Source organism: Actinoplanes awajinensis subsp. mycoplanecinus (genome assembly GCF_001509495.1).
GTDB classification, from domain to species: Bacteria; Actinomycetota; Actinomycetes; order Mycobacteriales; family Micromonosporaceae; genus Actinoplanes; species Actinoplanes palleronii.
The window spans coordinates 1-313 of the sequence record NZ_LLZH01000207.1; the positions used below are offsets into that span (position 1 = coordinate 1).

The following is a 313-nucleotide window of genomic DNA, read 5'->3' on the forward strand; positions in this document are numbered from 1 at the left end:
TTTCGGCCGGGATCGGTGGCGTTTGAACGGCACCCGGATGGTGCCGCGGGCTCCTTGGTAGCCCTTGTCGGCGAATGTCATCACGTCTGCGCTGGTCAGCGCGTCGATGATGCCGAGCTGGCGGGCAGCGCTCAGGTCATGGGTCCGGCCGGGCAGGGCTGCCGAAGCCCAGATCAGCCGGCCTGCCGCGTCCGCGATGACCTGCACGTTCACACCATGGCGTTTGTGTTTGCCGGAGTAGTACGGCCGCTGATCGGCGACCCGGTCGATCGGGATCAGGGTGCCGTCGAGGATGGCGAAGGCCAGCTGCCGG

At 67.7% G+C, this 313-nt stretch carries 1 protein-coding gene; it reads right to left on the reverse strand.

Annotation, left to right across the window (positions count from 1 at the left end; all coding sequences use genetic code 11):
• On the reverse strand, window positions 1-313 hold a 313-nt coding region (locus ADL15_RS21630), incomplete at both ends, for a transposase family protein (RefSeq protein ID WP_157441511.1).